The 17,796-nt window shown below is 68.1% G+C and carries 16 protein-coding genes; 5 read left to right on the top strand and 11 right to left on the bottom strand.

Going from position 1 to position 17,796, the window contains the following annotated elements:
- The first annotated feature begins 22 nt into the window (after positions 1-22).
- Positions 23-991: a PDR/VanB family oxidoreductase gene (locus ABL844_RS30980; RefSeq protein WP_418129994.1), complete on the top strand. Its 969-nt coding sequence runs from the start codon at positions 23-25 to the stop codon at positions 989-991.
- Positions 988-1,653 (top strand): TetR family transcriptional regulator C-terminal domain-containing protein, encoded by a 666-nt coding sequence (locus tag ABL844_RS30985; protein WP_418129995.1) that lies wholly within the window; start codon positions 988-990, stop codon positions 1,651-1,653. Before ABL844_RS30980 ends, ABL844_RS30985 begins: the two co-directional genes overlap by 4 nt.
- Here ABL844_RS30985 and ABL844_RS30990 read toward each other — a convergent pair.
- From ABL844_RS30990 to ABL844_RS31030, 9 genes are all read right to left on the bottom strand, one after another.
- The gene (locus ABL844_RS30990; RefSeq protein WP_418129996.1) at positions 1,646-2,110 is read right to left on the bottom strand and encodes a RidA family protein; all 465 of its coding nucleotides are present in this window, start codon (positions 2,108-2,110) and stop codon (positions 1,646-1,648) included. The two genes, ABL844_RS30985 and ABL844_RS30990, sit on opposite strands and share 8 nt — an antisense overlap.
- Positions 2,110-3,303 carry an amidohydrolase family protein gene (locus tag ABL844_RS30995; RefSeq protein ID WP_418129997.1) on the bottom strand — a complete coding sequence of 398 codons (1,194 nt, stop codon included), beginning with the start codon at positions 3,301-3,303 and terminating at the stop codon, positions 2,110-2,112. The genes ABL844_RS30990 and ABL844_RS30995 overlap by 1 nt, the downstream gene beginning before the upstream one ends.
- Entirely contained in the window at positions 3,300-4,121 is an 822-nt protein-coding gene (gene otnI / locus ABL844_RS31000) for a 2-oxo-tetronate isomerase (RefSeq protein ID WP_418129998.1), read from the bottom strand. The genes ABL844_RS30995 and otnI overlap by 4 nt, the downstream gene beginning before the upstream one ends.
- Positions 4,122-4,133: 12 nt before the next feature.
- A complete protein-coding gene (locus ABL844_RS31005) occupies positions 4,134-4,805 on the bottom strand; it encodes an aldolase (protein ID WP_418129999.1) in 672 nt (223 codons plus the stop codon).
- An 8-nt stretch (positions 4,806-4,813) separates the two neighbouring features.
- Positions 4,814-6,085, bottom strand: a complete 1,272-nt coding sequence (gene otnK / locus ABL844_RS31010) for a 3-oxo-tetronate kinase (RefSeq protein WP_418130000.1) — start codon at positions 6,083-6,085, stop codon at positions 4,814-4,816.
- Between the two features lie 5 nt (positions 6,086-6,090).
- Positions 6,091-7,104 carry a D-erythronate dehydrogenase gene (denD, locus tag ABL844_RS31015; RefSeq protein WP_418130001.1) on the bottom strand — a complete coding sequence of 338 codons (1,014 nt, stop codon included), beginning with the start codon at positions 7,102-7,104 and terminating at the stop codon, positions 6,091-6,093.
- Positions 7,105-7,124: 20 nt separating this feature from the next.
- Positions 7,125-8,069 carry an L-threonate dehydrogenase gene (gene ltnD / locus ABL844_RS31020; RefSeq protein ID WP_418118449.1) on the bottom strand — a complete coding sequence of 315 codons (945 nt, stop codon included), beginning with the start codon at positions 8,067-8,069 and terminating at the stop codon, positions 7,125-7,127.
- A 158-nt stretch (positions 8,070-8,227) separates the two neighbouring features.
- Positions 8,228-9,553: an MFS transporter gene (locus tag ABL844_RS31025; RefSeq protein WP_418130002.1), complete on the bottom strand. Its 1,326-nt coding sequence runs from the start codon at positions 9,551-9,553 to the stop codon at positions 8,228-8,230.
- Between the two features lie 130 nt (positions 9,554-9,683).
- Positions 9,684-10,460: a FadR/GntR family transcriptional regulator gene (locus ABL844_RS31030; protein ID WP_418130003.1), complete on the bottom strand. Its 777-nt coding sequence runs from the start codon at positions 10,458-10,460 to the stop codon at positions 9,684-9,686.
- 154 nt (positions 10,461-10,614) lie between these two features.
- On the opposite strand from ABL844_RS31030, the gene ABL844_RS31035 reads away from it, so the two are divergent.
- Positions 10,615-11,202: a DUF6932 family protein gene (locus ABL844_RS31035; protein WP_418130004.1), complete on the top strand. Its 588-nt coding sequence runs from the start codon at positions 10,615-10,617 to the stop codon at positions 11,200-11,202.
- Positions 11,186-12,154 carry a hypothetical protein gene (locus ABL844_RS31040; protein WP_418130005.1) on the top strand — a complete coding sequence of 323 codons (969 nt, stop codon included), beginning with the start codon at positions 11,186-11,188 and terminating at the stop codon, positions 12,152-12,154. The genes ABL844_RS31035 and ABL844_RS31040 overlap by 17 nt, the downstream gene beginning before the upstream one ends.
- Before the next feature lie 5 nt (positions 12,155-12,159).
- Here the strand turns inward: ABL844_RS31040 and mdeB are convergent, their stop codons facing one another.
- Positions 12,160-14,820 (bottom strand): alpha-ketoglutarate dehydrogenase, encoded by a 2,661-nt coding sequence (mdeB, locus tag ABL844_RS31045; RefSeq protein WP_418130006.1) that lies wholly within the window; start codon positions 14,818-14,820, stop codon positions 12,160-12,162.
- Positions 14,821-14,925: 105 nt separating this feature from the next.
- On the opposite strand from mdeB, the gene ABL844_RS31050 reads away from it, so the two are divergent.
- Complete coding sequence (locus ABL844_RS31050) at positions 14,926-15,393, top strand: Lrp/AsnC family transcriptional regulator (protein WP_184639385.1); 468 nt, start codon at positions 14,926-14,928, stop codon at positions 15,391-15,393.
- A gap of 120 nt (positions 15,394-15,513) precedes the next feature.
- Here ABL844_RS31050 and ABL844_RS31055 read toward each other — a convergent pair whose 3' ends face one another.
- Positions 15,514-17,760 (bottom strand): PhoX family protein, encoded by a 2,247-nt coding sequence (locus ABL844_RS31055; RefSeq protein ID WP_418130007.1) that lies wholly within the window; start codon positions 17,758-17,760, stop codon positions 15,514-15,516.
- Between the last annotated feature and the right edge of the window lie 36 nt (positions 17,761-17,796).

A 17,796-nucleotide genomic window follows, 5' to 3' on the forward strand; every position in this document is an offset into this window, starting at 1 on the left:
CTCCAGAGGGAGACACAACACCATGAGCCTCGAACGCACGCTCACCGTCCGCGTCGAACGCATCTCGCGCCAGACGCCGGAAATCCTGGCCTTCGAACTGGCCCACCCGTGGGGCCGGCCGCTGCCTTCCTACGAGGCCGGCGCGCACATCGACGTGCACATGCCGGGCGGCTTCTCGCGCCAGTACTCGCTGGCGCGCGCGCCATCGGCCGCCAGCGCGGGGCGCTACGTGATCGGCGTGAAGCGCGAGCTCGCGAGCCGCGGCGGCTCGGCGTCGATGCACGAGCGCGTGCGCGAGGGCGACCTGCTGCCGATCAGCGCGCCGCGCAACACCTTCCCGCTGCGCGAGGAGGCCACGCACCATTTGCTGCTGGCCGGCGGCATCGGCATGACGCCGCTGCTGGCGATGGCACAGGCGCTGGCCGCGCGCGGCGCCGCCTTCACGCTGTGCGTGTTCGCGCGCAGCGAGGAGCACCTGGCCTTCGCCGACGCGCTGCATGCCCCGGCGCTGGCGCCGCACCTGCGGCTGCACCTGGACCAGGGCGATGCCTCTTCGCAGCGCATCGACCTGCGCGCGCTGCTGGCCCAGCGCGCGCCCGGCACGCATCTGTACGTGTGCGGCCCCGGCGGCTTCATGCAGGCGGTGCGCGACGCCGCCGCGCACTGGCCCGAGGATGCGCTGCACGCCGAGTACTTCGCCGCGCCAGCCGACGCGGGCGCCGTCACCGGCCTGCCCTTCACGCTGAAGCTCGCGCGGCGCGGCATCACGGTGCCAGTGGCGGCCGACCAGACCGCCGTCGACGCGCTGCACGAGGTCGGCATCGACATTCCGGTGTCGTGCCAGCAGGGGCTGTGCGGCACCTGCGTGGTCGAGGGCGACGGCGAGGGCGCCGAGCACCGCGACTTCTGCCTCACGGGCAGCGAGCGCCGCCACAAGGTGGCGCTGTGCTGCTCGCGCGCCAAGGGGCTGGAACTGGAACTGCAGCTGTGAGCACACGCGCCGCGATCACGGAAGAGAGCGACGGCGAAGCCCCCGCCACGCGCGGCCGCTCGCGCAAGTACACGCAGGTGCTCGGCCTCATCAACCAGGCCGCCATCGAGGTGTTCGCGAGCGAGGGGCTGGCCGGCGCGTCGACCCAGGCCATCGCCGACAAGGCGGGACTCTCGAAGGCGCAGCTGCACTACTACATCGACAGTAAGGAGGCGCTGTACCGCCAGGTGCTGCAGGACATCCTCAACGACTGGATCGTGGTGTTCGGCTTCAGCGACGAGGCCTTCGGCCCGCGCAAGGTGCTGGGCGACCTGATCCGCCGCAAGATGATGTTCTCGTTCGAGCACCCGCTGCGCTCGCGCATCTTCACGGCCGAGATGCTGCGCGGCGCGCCAGTCATCAACGACATGATGGAGACGAGCAAGCAGCGCACCGAGCAGGCCGCCGCGGTGATCCAGAACTGGATGAACCAGGAACTGATGGACAAGGCCGACCCGATGCTGGTGCTGTTCCACATCTGGGCCGTGACGCAGTTCTATGCCGACCACGCGACGCAGGCCGCCTACTTCCGCGACACCGCCCAGCAGGGTGAGGAAAAGGACCGGCGCTACCTGATCGAGCAGGTGACCGAGTTCCTGCTCAAGGGCGCGGGCGTCAGGTAGACGTCCGGGGCAGGTACATGGTGGCTTCGACTTCCACCAGCACCTCGTCGCCCGGCAGAAAGCGCGAAACCTCCACAACCGTGCTCACCGGCGGCTCGCCCGGATAGAACAGGCCGCGCACGCGGTTGTAGAAGGCGTAGTGCGGCAGGTGGCGGAAGTACTGCACCAGCTTCACCACGTCTTCCATCGTGCCGCCGTGCTCGGCCGCGATCTGGCGGATGCGCTCCAGCACGAACCAGCTCTGCGCGACGATGGGCGCCTCGAACACGTCCACCGACATCTGGCCGGTGGCGTAGCCCACGCTTTGCAGCGCGGTGCGCGCCTCTTGCGGAATCGCGTCGTAGCCGGCGACCGCGCGGCGCGTGGCCGGGTCGACGGCGACCACGCCGCTCATGAAGACGAAATCGCCCACGCGCTTGGCGGCCGCGTAGTTGGCCATCGGCTTGCCCATGCTCATCATTCGTTGCTCTCCAGTGGCTGGCCGGCGCGGATGACGGTGCGTTGCCGTCCGCGCGGGCCGATCAGTTCATGTTCCCCGGTGGCCGACAGCACCAGCAGGTCGGCCGGGCAGCCCGGCGCGATGCGTCCGTCCCACGCGAGCCCCAGCGCCTTCGCGGGGCTCACGGTGATGGCGTCGAGCCAGTCGTCGGCCGGTGCCAGGTGCGCCACCTGCACGCCCAGCCCGAAGGTTTCCAGCAGGTCGTAGCTGCCGTAGGGATAGAAGGCGTCCTGCACGTTGTCGGTCGCTAGGCTCGCACGCAAGCCCCGTGCCGCCGCCTCGCGAATGCGCGTGACGCCGCGCTGCACCGGCGTGCGGTCCCACGCGCCCTGCAGGTAGAGGTTGGTGGTGGGCAGCGCGACGATGTGGATGCCCGCGCCGGCGCACAGCGCCAGCGTTTCGCCGGCCACAGTGTCGTCCTGCACCGAGAGCGAGCAGGCATGGCCGCAGACCACGCCGCGCCGGAAGTCGCGCGCACGCACCAGCTGGGCGATGCTGCGCAGGCCGGTGGCCTCGACGTCCAGGCCTTCGTCGACGTGGAAGTCGAGCGCCAGCGCGTGCTGCTGCGCGAGGTCGAACACGCGGCCCAGCTTGTGGACGATGCCGTCGTTGCGATAGACGAAGGCGCCGAGCACGCCGCCCGCGCGCTTCACCTCTTGCGCGATGCGCTCGCCCGCCGCCATGTCGGCGAACAGGTCGAGCGGCGTGAGCGAGACGAACTGCAGCTCGATGCGCCCGCGCCACTCTTCGCGCAGCGCCTCGAACACTGTTAGCGCGGCCGGCGGCTCGGGCTGCACCCAGTCGAGGTGTGTGCGCAGCGCGCGCGTGCCCGACAGCCAGGCGTCGTACAGCGCGCGCTCCATGCGCAGGCGCAGCGATTCGCCGGTCCAGCTCTCGCGGTGGCGGTTCATGCGGTCGATGGCGACGAACAGGTTGCCCTGCGCGGCGCCCACGTCCTGCACGGTGTAGTTCTTGTCGATGTGCGCATGCGCCTCGACCAGCGCGCTCAGCAGCGTGCCCTTGGCTTGCTGCTGCGCACTCGGCGTGATGGCGGCGACCTTGTCGCCCTCGATGGTGACGTCGAACAGCTGCGCCTCGCCCGCCGCGAAGCCACGCAGCGGCGCCGGGATGCGCAGCGCTTCGAGCTTCATGCGTGCCGCTGCCGCCACTCGCGCAGCCAGCCCAGGCCGGCCGAGGTGCCGCCGGGTTCCGCGCCGCGCTTCGGCCGGTACTCGCAGCCGACCCAGCCCTGCCAGCCGCACTGCGCCGACACCTCGTCGAGCACGTCGAAGAGGTACGGGTAGTTCTGCTCGCCGATGTCGGGCTCGTTGCGGTCGGGCACGCCGGCGATCTGTATGTGGCCGACGCGACCGGTCGGCAGGTACTTGCGGATCTTCATCGCCACGTCGCCCTCGACGATCTGGCAGTGGTACAGGTCCATCTGCACCTTGAGGTTGGGCGCGCCCACGGTCTCGACGATCTCGTGCGCATGGTCCTGCCGGTTGATGAAGAAGCCCGGGATGTCGCGCGTGTTGATCGGCTCGATCAGCACGTCGCGGCCCGCCTTGGCGGCCTCGGCCGCGGCCCAGCGCAGGTTGTCGACGTACACCGGCTGCAGCGCGTCGCGCTGCTGGCCTGCGGGCACGAGGCCTGCCATGACGTGGATGCGCGGGCAGTCGAGCGCCACGGCGTAGTCGATGGCCTTGGCGATGCCTTCGCGGAACTCGGCCTCGCGCCCCGGCAGGCAGGCCAGGCCGCGCTCGCCGCCATTCCAGTCGCCCGGCGGCCCGTTGAACAGCACCTGCTGCAGGCCGTTGTGCTTCAGCCGGGCGACGATTTCTTCCTTGGCGAAGTCGTAGGGGAAGAGGTACTCCACGGCCTTGAAGCCGTCCTTCGCGGCGGCGTCGAAGCGGTCGAGGAAGGCGAGCTCCGGGTAGAGCATCGAGAGATTGGCTGCGAATTGGGGCATGGGGTGTTTTTACTACCAGCGCGCGCCGAAAGTGCGGCGCAGTTCATCGATCTGTCGGGCATCCAGCGGCTCGGGCCTTGCGGCCTGCGCGAGCTGCTGGAGCCTGGCGGTTTCCTCGAGTTCCTCGAGCACGGCCATGGCGGCGCCCGGTGTGTCGTGCCACACGTTGGGGCCCAGGCGCGTGAGCATCACGGCGCGGATCGGCGTGCCGGCCGCGCCGAAGCGCTCGATGGCCTGGGCCACCTGTTCGGCTGCTTCGGGCGCGCCCGGGCGGTGATACGGGATGACCGGCACATGGCCCACCTTCATCACGAAATAGGGCGTGAGCGCGGGCAGCAGTTCGTCGCCGGGCGACTGCAGCGTGAGCGCCACGCAGTGCGTGCTGTGGGTGTGGATCACGCAGGCGGTGTTCGCATCGAAGCTGCGCGCGGCGGCATAGATGCGCGTATGCAGCGCGATGGTCTTGCTGGCGCGGTCGCCACCGGTCTGCCGGCCCTGCGCGTCGAGCCGCGCGAGCCGCGCAGGGTCGAGGAAGCCGAGGCAGGCATCGGTGGGCGTGATGAGGAAGCCGCCGTCGTCCAGCCGCACGCTGATGTTGCCGGCCGTGGCGTGCACGTAGCCGCGCTCGAACAGGCTGCGGCCGACGCGGCAGATTTCCTCGCGGGCCTGGTTCTCTGCAGTCATGCTCTCGGTCATTCGAGCACTGTAAATGCCTTGGTGAAGAAATCGTCGCTGCCGAAGTTGCCGGACTTCAGCGCGATGTGCAGGCCGTCCCCGGGTGCGGCTTCGGAGCGCGCATGGCACCACGGCACGCCGGGGTCGATCTGCGGGCCGATCTGCATCTGTGCGATGCCCAGCGCCTGCACGCAGGCGCCCGAGGTCTCGCCGCCGGCCACCACCAGCCGATGCACGCCGCGCTCGACCAGTCCGCGCGCGATGGCGGCGATGGTGCGCTCGACCATCGCGCCGGCTTCTTCCACGCCGAGCCGGCCCTGCACCGACTTCACGGCGCCGGCCTCGGCGGTGGAGTAGACGAGCACCGGGCCCTTGTCGATGAGCGGCGTGGCCCACGCCAATGCCTCGGCCGCGACATCCACGCCCGCCGCGATGCGCAGCGGATCGATGGCCAGCGCCGCGCCGCCGCGCTGGATGAAGTCGAGCACCTGCCGGTTGGTGGCCAGCGAGCAGCTGCCCGAGACCACCGCCGACTTGCCGCCCGCCTTGGGCAGCGCGCTCGCCTGCGACGAGGGCGCGAGGCCGAAGTTGGCAGGCAGGCCGATGGCCACGCCCGAGCCGGCCGTCACCAGCGGCATCTTCGCGAGCGCCGGGCCCATGCGCAGCAGGTCGTCGTTCGACACCGCGTCGACGATGGCGATGGAAACGCCCTCGGCCTTGAGCTGCGCGATGCGCTCCTCGATGGCGGCGGCGCCGCGCGCGACCACCGCGTAGTCGACGAGCCCCACCTTGCGCGTGCATTGCGCCTGCAGCACGCGCACGAGGTTCGGGTCGGTCATCGGCGTGAGCGGATGGTTCTGCATGCCGCTTTCGTTCAGCAGCACGTCGCCCGCGAACAGGTAGCCCTTGAACACGGTGCGCTTGTTGTCGGGGAAGGCGGGCGTGGCGATGGTGAAGTCGCACGCTATCGCGTCCATCAGCGCCTCGGTCACGGGGCCGATGTTGCCTTGGGGCGTGCTGTCGAAGGTGGAGCAGTACTTGAAGTAGATCTGCTTCGCACCCTGCGACTGCAGCCAGCGCAATGCATCGAGCGACTGCGCGACGGCTTCGGCCGGCGCGATGGTGCGCGACTTGAGGGCGACCACCACAGCATCCACGTCGGCATCCAGCGGGCCTTTCGGCACCCCGATGGCCTGCACCACGCGCATGCCGGCGCGCACGAGGTTGTTGGCGAGGTCGGTGGCGCCGGTGAAATCGTCGGCGATGCAGCCGAGCACGAGCTTGGACATGGCGTTCAGTCCTTCAGCGCAAGTTTCACGGCCTGCGCGTTCTCGCGCACGTAGTCGCGCAGGATCGCGTCGAAGCTCGCGTCGGCCTTCAGGCCCAGCGCCTCGGCGCGCGCGGCGTGGATGCGGCTGGGCCAGCTGGTGACGATCTTCGCGATGGCGGCATCGGGCTCCCAGTCGATCAGGCCGGTGGCTTCCTTGCCGGCGATGCGTTCGAGCGCCTGCGCCATCTCGCGCACGGTGGTGGTCAGCGCGGGCAGGTTGATGGCCGTGCGCGCGCCCCACTCGGCGGCGCTGGCGGTGGCCGCGCGCACGATGCCCGCGACGGTGCTGCCGGGCGAGGCCAGTGCGACGGGCGTGTCGGGCGACACCGGGCAGCGCGCGCGTTCGCCGGCCAGCGGCTCGCGCAGCATGCCGCTCAGGAAGCTGGAGGCCGCGCCGTTGGGCCGGCCGGGGCGCACCGATACCGTCATCAGCCGCACGTTGCGGCCCTGCACGAAGCCCTTGCGCGTGAAGTCGGCCACCAGCTGCTCGCCGATGAACTTCTGGATGCCGTAGCTGTTCTGCGGCGTCGGCAGCGTGGTGTCTTCGATGACGGCGGGCAGGCGCTGCTCGGGCGAATCGCCGAACACCGCGACCGAGCTGGAGAACACGAACACTGGCGCATGGCCCGCGCGGCGCGCGGCTTCGAGCAGGCCGCGCGTGGCGTCGAGATTGCTGCGCATGCCGAGGTCGAAGTCGGCCTCGCATTCGCCGCTCACTGCCGCGGCGAGGTGGAACACGAGCTGCGTGTCGGCGACGGGCAGCGCGCCGTTCGAAAGCTGCTCCAGCAGGTCGCCCTGCACGAGCTGCACGCGCGCGTCGGCCGCCAGGTCGGCGGGCGGCGGCACGCGGTCGGCCAGGGTGATGCGCGAGACGGGCTGCGCGGCCGATCCGGCCAGCGCGAGGCTGCCGCCCGCGAGCAGCGTGCGGGCGAGGCGGGCGCCCAGGAAGCCGCAGCCGCCGGTGATGAGGATGTTCATGTGCGTGTCTCTTCTTTCTTTCAGGCTTCTTTCTTCGGGCCCGGCACCTCGATGCCGGGGAAGATCTTGATTACCGCGCTGTCGTCCTCGCGAGCGTAGCCCGCCGTCGAGGCCTGCATGAACATCTGGTGCGCGGTGGACGACAGCGGCAGCGGAAACTTGCTCGCGCGCGCCACGTCGAGCACCAGGCCCAGGTCCTTCACGAAGATGTCCACGGCCGACAGCGGCGTGTAGTCGCCCGCGAGCACGTGCGCCATGCGGTTCTCGAACATCCAGCTGTTGCCCGCGCTGTGGGTGATGACCTCGTACAGCGCCGCTGGGTCCACGCCCTCGCGCAGGCCCAGCGCCATGGCCTCGGCCGCCACCGCGATGTGCACGCCGGCCAGCAGCTGGTTGATGATCTTCACCTTGCTGCCCGCGCCCGCCTTGTCGCCCAGGCGGTAGACCTTGGCGGCCATGGCGTCGAGCACCGCGCCGGCCTTCTCGTACGCGGCGGGCCTGGCGGCGGTCATCATCGTCATCTGGCCGCTCGCGGCCTTGGCGGCGCCGCCGGAGATGGGCGCGTCGATGTAGAGGATGCCCAGCTTCTCCAGGCGCGCCTCCAGCGCCACCGACCAGTTCGGATCGACGGTGGAGCACATCACGAAGACGCTGCCGGGCTTCATCGACGCGGCGCAGCCGGGCGTGGTGCCGTCGCCGAACAGCACCGACTCGGTCTGCGCGGCGTTCACCACCACGCTGACCACGATGTCGCACTGCGCGCCGAGCTCGGCCAGCGTGGCGCAGGCCGTGCCGCCCTCGCGCGCGAAGGCTTCGGCGGCCTCGCGGCGCACGTCGAACACATGCGGCGCATGGCCCGCGCGGCGCAGCGACTGCGCCATGCCGGCGCCCATGGCGCCCAGGCCCACGAGGCCGACGACGGGAGTGGCAGCGGAGATGGTGGAAGGGGTCTTTTCTTGGTTCATTGCGTTGCTTCCGTTCAGTTGCAAGGCCGGGCACCCGGTGCGACGCGCCCCGTTCGGGAAACACCGCGGAACCGGCTTTGCCGGGCCGCAGGTGTTGCCCCCGGCGAGGGGGTTGGCGCAGCGACACGAAGTGCGCGAAGCCTGGGGGTGTACTTCATCTAACGGTTGACCAGTTGCTTGGGCGTGAACCACACGCCGATGGCGCCGAGCACCAGCGCGCCGGCCAGCACGTACATGCCGATCTGCGTGCTGCCCGTGAGGTCCTTCAGGTAGCCGATGAGGTAGGGGCTCACGAAGCCCGCGAGGTTGCCCACCGAGTTGATGGCGGCGATGCCCGCGGCGGCGGCGGTGCCCGTGAGGAAGGCGGTGGGCAGCGACCAGAACAGCGGCGCGCAGGTCAGCACGCCGGCCGCGGCGAGCGAGAGGAAGGCCAGCGACACGGCCGTGTTCTGCGTGTACGAAGCGGCCACGGTGAAGCCCACGGCGCCCATCATGGCCGGCACGATCAGGTGCCAGCGGCGCTCCTGGCGGCGGTCGGCGCTGCGGCCGAAGAGGTTCATCGCGACGATGGCGCAGAGGAACGGAATCGCGCTGAGCAGCCCGATGTTCAGGTTGCCCTGCACGCCCGTGGCCTTGACCAGCGTGGGCAGCCAGAAGGTGAGTGCGTACTGGCCCATGACGAAGGCGAAGTAGATGAACGCCATCCACCAGATGCGCGCATCGCGGAACACGCCGGCCACCGAGTGCGGGCCCTTGGCGCCGTGGGCGGCGTCGTTCGCCACCTCGCGCTGCAGCAGGGCCTTTTCCTCGGCGCTGAGCCAGCGCGCCTGGGCGATGCCGTTGTCCAGGTACAGCAGCACCATCACGCCGATGAGCACGGCGGGGATGGCTTCGATGAGGAACATCCACTGCCAGCCGCTCATGGCCGACACGCCATGGAAGCTGTCCATGATCCAGCCCGACAGCGGGTTGCCGAAGATGCCCGCCACTGGAATGGCCGACATGAACACCGCGATGATCCGCGCGCGCCGGTGCGCCGGGTACCAGTGCGTGAGGTAGAGGATCACGCCCGGATAGAAGCCCGCCTCGGCCAGCCCGAGCAGGAAGCGCAGGATGTAGAAGCTGGTGGGCGTCTTCACGAACATGAAGCAGGCCGACAGCAGCCCCCAGGTGATCATGATCCGCGCGATCCAGATGCGCGCGCCCACGCGGTTGAGCAGCAGGTTGCTCGGCACCTCGAACAGGAAGTAGCCCAGGAAGAAGATGCCCGCGCCCAGGCCGAACACGGTTTCGCTGAAACCCAGGTCCTGGCCCATCTGCAGCTTGGCGAAGCCGACGTTCACGCGGTCGAGGTACGCGATCACGTAGCAGAGCATGAGGAAGGGCACGAGGCGCCAGAACACCTTGGAATAGGCGCGCTTTTCGAGCGCGGCATCGGTGTCGGCGGGCGACATGGCGCCAGCCTGGAGGGTCGAGGAATTCATGGAAAAGCGGTGTCTCGGTTAATTTATCAGGTCATCATACAAATCTGGCTTTTGCTGGCCGACCCGGGTAAACCCTCGGAACGGCCGCCTTCCGGCGCCCTTCTGGTGACTTCGTGTATCGGCGCCGGGCTCAGCCGCCGACCGGCCAGCCTTCGACCAGCGGACGGGCGAGCTGCTCGCCCTCCTGCTGCCAGAACACCGGATCGGCCAGCTCGATGCGGCGGATCGCGTTGTCCATGTGGCTCTTGGCGGCCTCGCGCGCGCGCAGCGGATCGCCGGCCTCGATGGCCTCGACGATGCGCGCGTGCTCATGCGCCACCTCGCGCGCGAAGTCGGCACGGCGCGCCTCGTTGGCGCGCGTGACGCGGGTGGCGCCGTGCAGGAACTGCCGCAGGTACTGCAACGTGCCGATCAGGAAGGGGTTGCGCGCCGCCTCGGCGATGGCGCGGTGGAAGCGCACATCCTCGTCCGCGCCGTTGCCGCCCGCCTCGACCGCCGCGTGCAATGCGGCGATGGCGTCGCCGATGCGCTGCACGTCTTCGTCCGTGCGGCGCTCGGCAGCCAGCGCGGCCACTTCGGCTTCGAGCGCGCGGCGCAGCTCGACCATCTGGATCACCGCCTCGCGCGAGGCCACATGCGGCATCTCGAAGCGCAGCGGCTCGACGCCGGCAGCGCGCACGTAGACGCCGCTGCCCTGGCGCGAATCGAGCAGCCCCAGCGACTTCAGCCGCGACACCGCCTCGCGCACCACGGTGCGGCTCACGCCGAACTGCTCGGCCAGCGCGGTCTCCGTGGGCAGCCGGTCGCCTTCGGACAAGCGCCCGCTGCGCACCTCGGCCGCGAGCGCATCGGCCACCTGGTCGGCCAGGCGGACGGCGGGGGCGATGGACTGGAAGCGGGCGGTCATGGGCGCGAAGGTGGTGGGCCTGCGACTCTAACTGAGGGTCGGCCGCATTGCCCCTCAGCAAAAAAAGAACCCGAATATGCATTTCGACTCTTTTCCGCAAACCGCCAATTGAGCGGCGCCGGATTCCCGGAGATCGCCGCTATCCTCACGCCCCGTGATCCCCAACTTCAATCATTCGCACGTCTTGCCGCCTTTCGAGGGCGAACGAATGACGAGCCCACACAGTTCGCCCTATGTTGTGGCCGCCAGCGAGCTGGTGCAACGCTTTGCCACCAATTCGCAGCGATGCCTTGTGCTTCAAGGACTGCTGCGCTACCGGGCTGAACTGCATTCGTTGGGCTTCACGCGCGGCTTTCAATGGCTCGACGGTAGCTTTGTCGAGAATATAGAAGCGCGCGAGGATCGAGCGCCAAGGGATATTGACGTGGTGACTTTTGCTCATCCTCCCGTTGCAATGAGTAAGGCACAAATCAACCAGATGATGGATGACCGACCAGATCTGTTTGACTCAGACCGGTGCAAACAGGAATTCCATTGCGATACGAGCATTGTTAATCTCACCACTGCACCTGAATGGCTGGTAGTGCAGACACGCTATTGGTACGGTTTGTACTCTCACCGTCGTGGAGACGCATTGTGGAAAGGCATGCTGCAACTACCCTTGGAGTCGGACGATTCCATTGCTCATGCGATGCTCGCCTCATTGATGCACCAAGGAGAACCCAATGCTGGCTCAACTTGAGAAGCAATTTCTGCAGGCAGACTTGGCACAAGCACGGCAGTTGCTAGCCGAAGGCCAAGCACATGGAGATCTGATAGCAGAGCGCCAATACGGTCAGCGCGTCTTGCGACTTGAGCGAGAACTGGCGGAACTGTCACACACGGGCGCCCAAGAGCCCATCGGTGTGGCATTGTTCTTCGGTGGCAGACCAGTCATTGGCTCACACGGCATTAAGGCTGCGTTCGGAACTCAAGCGGTAGGTAAATTCCAGAAACTGATCAGCCAGCGCTACGCAGCGGTCGAAACCGGTCCTCTTTCGTCTCGCGGCCGAGTTCCAATGAGCGACGACACGCAGTTGCTGGTCACAGATGTCGTACGAGGATCATTTGGTTTTGTTCTGCAAGGCAGCGAACCCCCATCTGGCGATGCGGTCCTCCAAGAAGTTGTTGATCAGGTCGCTGATACCTTGTCACGCATGGCCGCGGCGGACGACGCGTTGTTCGATGAAGCTTCAGCGGATGTCGACAACCGGCAACTTGGCGCGTTGCAGGAGTTCTTCAAACTGCTGGACGACGAGGGCGCCAGTCTTCGCGTGGTGGAAGGCGATCGTGATTTCGAATTGACAACACAGGCAGTGCAGCGCGCACGACAGCGCGCTGAAGCGATGACGATCGAGGAGCGGCTTGAGACACTACAAGGCGAAATCATCGGATGGGCTGAGCATTCATTGCGCTTCGAGTTGCGCCTGCACGCAGATCGCAGCGTAATCATTGGCTCCGTCTCTCGCTCGGCCATGGAGCGCTCGCTCCAAGACGGGCTGGTCCCCCTTCATCGGCACGTGCGTGCGCAGATCAAAGTGCGGGAGGCTCGTATTCGCAACCGCACTCCGCGCAAGACCTTTGCTTTGCAAGCATTCGAAACCATCGAGGCGCCAGCGAATTGGCCGGCTCGGCCAGTTCAACAATCAATTTAACCCTCTCAGCCCAGCGCGTGGCGCGCAGCGTTGGCGATGCTCTTCGCATCGACGCCGAAGAAGCCACGCAGCGCCGCACGCGTGTCGCTGCGGCCGAAGCCGTCGGTGCCCAGCGTGATGTAGCGGCGGCCTTCGGGCAGGAACGCGCGGACGCTCTCGGGCACGGCGCGCACGTAGTCGGTGGCGGCGACGATCGGGGCCTTGCCGCCCTTGCCGAGCTGCCGCGCGATGAAGGGAATGCCGGCTTCCTCGCCAGCCAGCGCACGCTGCTCGCAGGCCAGCCCGTCACGCGCGAGTTCGCTCCAGCTCGTCACGCTGAACACCTCGGCCTCGATGCTCTCTTCGGCCAGCAGCTGCGCGGCCTTCACGACCTCGGTGAGGATCGCGCCCGAGCCCATCAGCGTGACCTTCTTCTTCGCCTTGCCGCCCGATGCCGGCGCATAGGTGCCGAAGCGGTAGCAGCCACGCAGGATGTCGCCTTCCGCGCCGGCGGGCACGTCGGGCTGCGCGTAGTTCTCGTTCATGAGCGTGACGTAATAGAACACGTCCTGCTGCTCGACCATCATTTCGCGGATGCCCGCGTCGACGATCACCGCCATCTCGCCCGCGAAGGCCGGGTCGTAGGCCTTGCAGTTCGGAATGGTCGCGGCCACGAGGTGGCTGCTGCCGTCCTGGTGCTGCAGGCCCTCGCCGCCGAGCGTGGTGCGCCCCGAGGTGGCGCCCAGCAGGAAACCGCGCGCACGCTGGTCGGCCGCGGCCCAGATGGCGTCGCCCACCCGCTGGAAGCCGAACATCGAGTAGTAGATGTAGAAGGGCAGCATCGCCAGGCCGTGCACGCTGTAGCTGGTGGCGGCGGCCGTCCAGCTCGCGATGGCGCCGGCCTCGCTGATGCCCTCTTCCAGGATCTGCCCGTCGGTGGCCTCGCGGTAGCTCAGCACCGAGCCGATGTCTTCCGGCGCGTAGCGCTGGCCCACGCTCGAATAGATGCCGACCTGCTTGAACAAATTGGCCATGCCGAAGGTGCGCGCCTCGTCGGCCACGATGGGCACGATGCGCGGGCCCAGGGTCTTGTCCTTCAGCAGGTTGCCCAGCATGCGCACGAAAGCCATGGTGGTGCTCATCTCCTTGCCGCCCGCGACGGTGGCGAACTGCGCGTAGCTCGCGATGTCGGGCTTGGCGACCACCTCGCAGGCGGTCTCGCGGCGCGGCATGGCGCCGCCGAGGGCCTCGCGGTGCTGGCGCAGGTAGCGCATCTCGGCGCTGTCCTCGGCCGGGCGGTAGAAGTCCATCGCGGTGGCCTGCGCGTCGGTCAGCGGCAGGTTGAAGCGGTCGCGGAACTCGATGAGGTCCACGTCGCCCATCTTCTTGTGCGAGTGCGTGGTCATCTTGCCCTGCGCGGCGCTGCCCATGCCGTAGCCTTTCTTGGTGTGGGCGAGGATCACGGTGGGCTGGCCGCGATGCGCCGCGGCTGCGGCATAGGCGGCGTGGATCTTCACGAGGTCGTGGCCGCCGCGCTTGAGGCGGTCGATCTGCTCGTCGGTCATGCCTTCGGCCAGGCGCGCGAGCTCGGGGTTCTGGCCGAAGAAGTTGTCGCGGTTGAAGCGGCCGTCCTTGGCGGCGAAGGTCTGCATCTGGCCGTCGACGGTGTTGGCGAAGACGCGCGCAAGCGCGCCGCTCGCGTCCTGCGCGAAGAGGCCGTCCCAGTCGCTGCCCCACACGAGCTTGATGACGTTCCAGCCCGCGCCGGCGAAGAGCTTCTCGAGCTCGTCGATGATGCGGCCGTTGCCGCGCACCGGGCCGTCCAGGCGCTGCAGGTTGCAGTTGACGACCCACACGAGGTTGTCGAGCTTCTCGCGCGCGGCGAGCGTCAATGCGCTCATCGACTCGGGCTCGTCCATCTCGCCGTCGCCGAACACGCCCCACACCTTGCGGCCTTCGCAGTTCAGCAGGTTGCGGTGCGTGAGGTAGCGCATGAAGCGCGCGTGGTAGATCGAGCTGATGGGGCCGATGCCCATCGAGCCGGTCGGGAACTGCCAGAAGTCCGGCATCAGGTACGGATGCGGGTAGCTGCACAGGCCGCGCGCGCCGCTGCCGTCGGTGAAGGCGGGCGCGGTGAGTTCCTGGCGGTAGTGCTTCAGGTCTTCCTCGCTCAGGCGGCCTTCGAGGTATGCGCGGGCGTACACGCCCGGTGCGCTGTGCGGCTGGAAGAACACGAGGTCGCCCCGATGGTGCTCGCTGCGCGCATGGAAGAAATGGTTGAAGCCGGTCTCGAACAGGTCGGCCGCGCTCGCGTAGCTGGCGATGTGGCCGCCGAGTTCGCCGTACGCCTGATTGGCCTTGGCCACCATCGCGAGCGCGTTCCAGCGCATCAGCGAGGCGAGCTTCTCCTCGATGGCAAGGTCGCCCGGGAACGGCGGCTGGTCTTCCACCGCGATGGTGTTGACGTACGGCGTCGCCAGCTCGGGCTGCCAGCCGATGCGCTGCTGCCGCGCGAGGCGGGCCAGTTCGGCCAGCATCTGCCGGGCGCGCTGCGGCCCCTGGGTCTGCGCCAGCGCCACGAAGGCATCGCGCCACTCGGCGGTCTCGGCGGGGTCGGGGTCGTGCGAGAGCTGCGTTTCATCCAGCAGCAGGGCGCGCATCTGGTCGGGCGAAATCGGGGCGTTCATGACGGCACTTTAGGCCGCCGTGAGGAAAATTAGCTACCGGCAGCGCCAATCCCACGAATGCGTCGCAGCATAAAATTCCGCAAAATCAGATCTACACGGCATTTCATGCAACTCGACGCCATCGACCTGCGCATCCTCGACGAGCTTCAGCGCGACGGCGCGCTGTCGAACGTGGAGCTGGCGCGGCGCGTGCACCTCTCGCCGTCGCCCTGCCTGGCTCGCGTGAAGGTGCTCGAGGCCAACGGCGTGATCGACCGTTACGTCGCCCTCGCCAGCGCCAAGGCGCTGGGCCTGGGGCTCAACGTGTTCATCTCGATCAGCCTCACCACGCAGAGCAAGCAGTCGCTCGCCGACTTCGAGCAACGCATCGCCGAGCACGACGAGGTGATGGAGTGCTACCTGATGACGGGCGACAGCGACTACCTGATCCGCATCGCGGTGGCGGACATGGCGGCGCTGGAGAAATTCATCCTGGAGCAACTCACGCCGATCCCGGGGATCGAGAAGATCCGCTCCAGCTTTGCGCTGAAGCAGGTGAGATACAAGACGGCGCTGCCGTTGCCGAGGGAGTAGGCACGCCCGCGGGCTTCGCACACTTCGTGTCGCTGCGCCCCCCCTCGCCGGGGGCGACACCTGCGGCCCGACGAAGCCGGTTCCGCGGTGTCTCCCGGAAGAGGCAGGTTGTTGCGCCGATCAGAGGCCGATCAGGCCTCCGTCGTTCTTCGTGATGACGATGGTCGCCGAGCGCGGGCGGGCGTTGCCGCCATCGGGCCAGTGGCTGAGGAACTTCGTCGGATCCGAGATGTTCGTGCTGGCCGTGTTCTCACCCGGGTGCTGGATGTTCACGAACAGCGCGCGGCCGTCGCCGGATTCGGCGATGCCGGTGATCTCGCAGTCGATGGGACCGACGAGAAAGCGGCGCAGGCCATCGGTGCCGGGGGCCTTGCCGATGAACGTAGCCTGAGTTGCGGTGGTGGAACCGTCGACGTTGGTGATGGTCTTCGCGCCGCCGTCGCCGACCTTGCCCGGCAGGGCGGCCAGCAGCATGCAGTTGGTCACGTCGGTGTACGCGCCGTCGTCGGTCTCCAGCCACAGCAGGCCGGGAGCGGCCTGGCTGAACCACATGCCGTCGGGGCTGGAGAAGTCGTTGTCGGCGCCCAGCTGCGAGAGGTTGACATCGGCCGACGCGGTGGAACGCGCGCCGAAGAGGTACACGTCCCACTTGAAGGTGACGGAGGTCGGATCGCCGTTGGTGTCGGCAAAGCGCACGATGTGGCCGTTCGGGTTGCCCTTCTGGTCCTTGCCGGCGGTCGTCTTGTCGTTGTAGAAGCGCGGGTTGGCGGCGTCGGTCTTGCCGATCGGACGCGAGCTCGAGTTGGTGTTGGTCAGCGTGACGTAGACCTCGCCGGTCTTCGGGTTGACGGCCGTCCACTCGGGGCGGTCCATCTTGGTAGCGCCGGCGGCATCGGCGGCGTGGCGCGCATTGACCACCACGTCGGCCGCGTCGGCGAACGCATAGGCGGAATAGCTCGCGGTGATGTTGTTGACGCCGAGCTTCAGCTCGAGCCAGTCGCCCGTGCCGTCGGCCTTGAACTTGGCGACGTAGAGCTTGCCGTCGTCCATGTACTTGTCGCCAGCGGCCATGCCGCCACCGATGTCGGCCGCGTCCCAGTTCTTGGTCGACACGAACTTGTAGATGTACTCGTTGCGCGAGTCGTCGCCCATGTACCAGACCAGCGGCTTGCCGACCACGACCGGGCCCAGGCACGCACCTTCGTGGCCGAAGCGGCCGAGCGCGGTGCGCTTCTTCGGGGTGCTCGACGGGTTGAACGGGTCGATCTCGACCACCCAGCCGTAGGTGTTGGCGCCGTTGCGGTAGTCGTCGACGGCGGTGCCGCTCGTGGCGACGACTTCGGTGTTCCAGCGGCCGTACAGGTTGTCGGCAGTGTCGGGCGTGACGGTGGCCCAGAGTTCGCGGCCGGTGCTGGCCACGCCGTAGCGGCTGAAGGAAGCCAGTTCCTTGGCGGTGCGGTTGGCATCGTCATTGGCGGCGATGCGGCGGAAGTACCCGGCCCAGTTCTCCTCGCAGGTGAGGTACGTGCCCCACGGCGTGGTGCCGTTGGCGCAGTTGTTGAGCGTGCCGCGGGTCTTGCTGCCGTCGGTCGAGTACTTGGTCTTCAGGTAGTCGGTCTTGGCGGCGGGGCCCGAGAAGCTCATCTCGGTGAGCGTGTGGACGCGGCGATTCAAGGTCGAGTCCTGCTTGTAGCTCCAGGTGCTGCCGCTCTTGTTGACCTCGATCACGCTCACGCCGTGCAGGTAGAACTCGCGCAGCACTTCGTCGGCCACGGTGCGCGCGCCGCTGACGATGGTCTGGCCGGTGGGGTGCAGGAACAGCGGTGTGATGGCCTCGTGGTTCATCACGAGCAGGCCGCGCGATGCGCCGGTGGCGTCCCACTTGTTCGACGCGTTCATGCCGAAGTAGGTCATGCCGTCGTGGTGGTCGCCCGCGCGGCGGTCGTAGGTGTCGGCTGCGTCGGTGCCGTCGTTCCTGTAGGCGGCCACGCTCGTGGCGATCGGGTCGCCCAGGCGGTACAGCACGCTGGCGGTGTAGCCGGCGGGCACGGTGACGACGTCGGCGAGGCTCTTGGCAACGGCATTGAAGCCGAGCTTCATCGGCGCAGGGCTGGGCGCCGGAGTGGGCGCTGGCGCCGGGGCAGGCGCCGGAGCCGGAGGAAGGACGGGGAAGGCAGTACCGCCGCCGCCACCGCCACCGCATGCCTGGAGCAGCGCGGTGCCGGCGGTGCCGACGCCCAGGCCGAACAGGTGGCGACGGCTCAGGCGCGAGGCGATCAGGTCGGTGAAGGAGGGGTTCGACGTGGTGTTGGTGCCGATGTCTTCGATTTCGACCGGGCGATCGTCGGAGCGGGTGTTTGCGGTCATGCGCAATGTCTTTCTTCGTGGGTTGGGGAAAAACCA

Source organism: Variovorax sp. 278MFTsu5.1, assembly GCF_048305045.1.
Taxonomy (GTDB): domain Bacteria; phylum Pseudomonadota; class Gammaproteobacteria; order Burkholderiales; family Burkholderiaceae_C; genus Variovorax; species Variovorax guangxiensis.